Here is a 1,206-nt window from a genome sequence, read left to right on the forward strand (position 1 = left end):
CCGAGGCCAGACGCCTATCATCGGCGAAGTCTTGCAGATCGCCATCATGAAGATGGACTTGATGCCCGACGATGAGCTGATGAGCTTCTTGCGGTATCCGCGCCACGAAATCGTGATTAACGAAAATGTGGCGCTTGAGTTTCACAATCAAAGTCTTGCTGAGTTGAGGCATGACCCGGGCGACGAGATCGTCAAACCACTCTCGCCTTAATTGAATGCTCCGTTGAGCACCTCGTAAATTATGCCCGACGTAATTGCTACCAGAATCAGATCAGTGCCCGCTTGTTGCCACTCGTAGCCGTCGTAATGGGGCAGCCGACCCAGCAATCGGCCATCCAGCTTCTTGGCGATGCCCGGAGGAAGAGGTTTTCCTCTCGCTAGATTCTTTTGTATCCCGGGTGGCAATGAAGGGCCTGGACGCCAATAGTCACGATAACCAGCGACCACACCCAATACGCCGCCTCGGTCAATGCTAGGCCCGCGGGACCGGTCATCACTACTAGAGCCCTTCCCCTTGTTACCTTGTTTGCCATGGCCTTGACCGCCTTGGGAGCTGCCTTTCCCATTGCCTTGACCCTTCCCATTACCAGGGTCGGCCAGAGCTGCAACTGAGCCAACAGCCAAAGCAAGGCAGGTAACAACGGCTACAAGCGAGCGCGATTTAAACATGACCGTCTTCTCCATTAAGGATTACCCCTTGAAATGTAGACGGTGTTGACGAGTTTAGTTCCTTATAAACCACCCTACTCGCTGCATCCGGTCACGGAGGGCGGCGCCATCCCGAGGTAAACCCATGCCTATCCGCCACAGCATCATCCACCAGATCGACAAGAAGCCAGACGGCAGTCCTGCTGTGCTTCATCTGAGCAGCACCGAGCTGCTCGAATCGCAAGCAACTGAAAACCTGTTGAATGATCTGAACGTCGCCTACAACGCCAAGACCGGTAAGGGCTGGGGTTTCTTTCATGCCCAGTCCGGCGCCTTCCCACTCAGTGGCTGGCTACAGGACTTTGTCGATCACGGCAACTTCATTGAATTCAGCACTACCGCCACCGAACACCTGACAAAGCTGATGGAAGAATCGAATCTTTCCGTTGGTGGCCACGTTCTGTTCGCGCACTACCAGCAGGGTCTCACTGAGTACCTGGTCATCGCTATGCTCCAGCAGAGTGAAAGTGTGACGGTGAATGCAGACCTCAGCGTTAC

The 1,206-nt window shown here is 54.5% G+C and carries 2 protein-coding genes and 1 pseudogene; 2 read left to right on the top strand and 1 reads right to left on the bottom strand.

What is annotated here, in order from left to right; all coding sequences use genetic code 11:
• Positions 1 to 211: pseudogene (locus ACP7A4_RS23065) on the top strand (hypothetical protein); the annotation flags it as partial.
• Here the strand turns inward: ACP7A4_RS23065 and ACP7A4_RS23070 are convergent.
• Positions 208 to 669, bottom strand: a complete 462-nt coding sequence (locus tag ACP7A4_RS23070) for an anti-virulence regulator CigR family protein (protein WP_426248510.1) — start codon at positions 667 to 669, stop codon at positions 208 to 210. The pseudogene ACP7A4_RS23065 and the gene ACP7A4_RS23070 overlap by 4 nt on opposite strands.
• Positions 670 to 793: 124 nt before the next feature.
• Here ACP7A4_RS23070 and ACP7A4_RS23075 point away from each other — a divergent pair.
• Positions 794 to 1,206: nucleoid-associated protein (locus tag ACP7A4_RS23075; protein WP_426248509.1), on the top strand; the 413-nt coding region annotated here is incomplete at its 3' end.

The organism is Pseudomonas sp. TWR3-1-1, from assembly GCF_049896545.1.
Lineage (GTDB): Bacteria > Pseudomonadota > Gammaproteobacteria > Pseudomonadales > Pseudomonadaceae > Aquipseudomonas > Aquipseudomonas weihenstephanensis.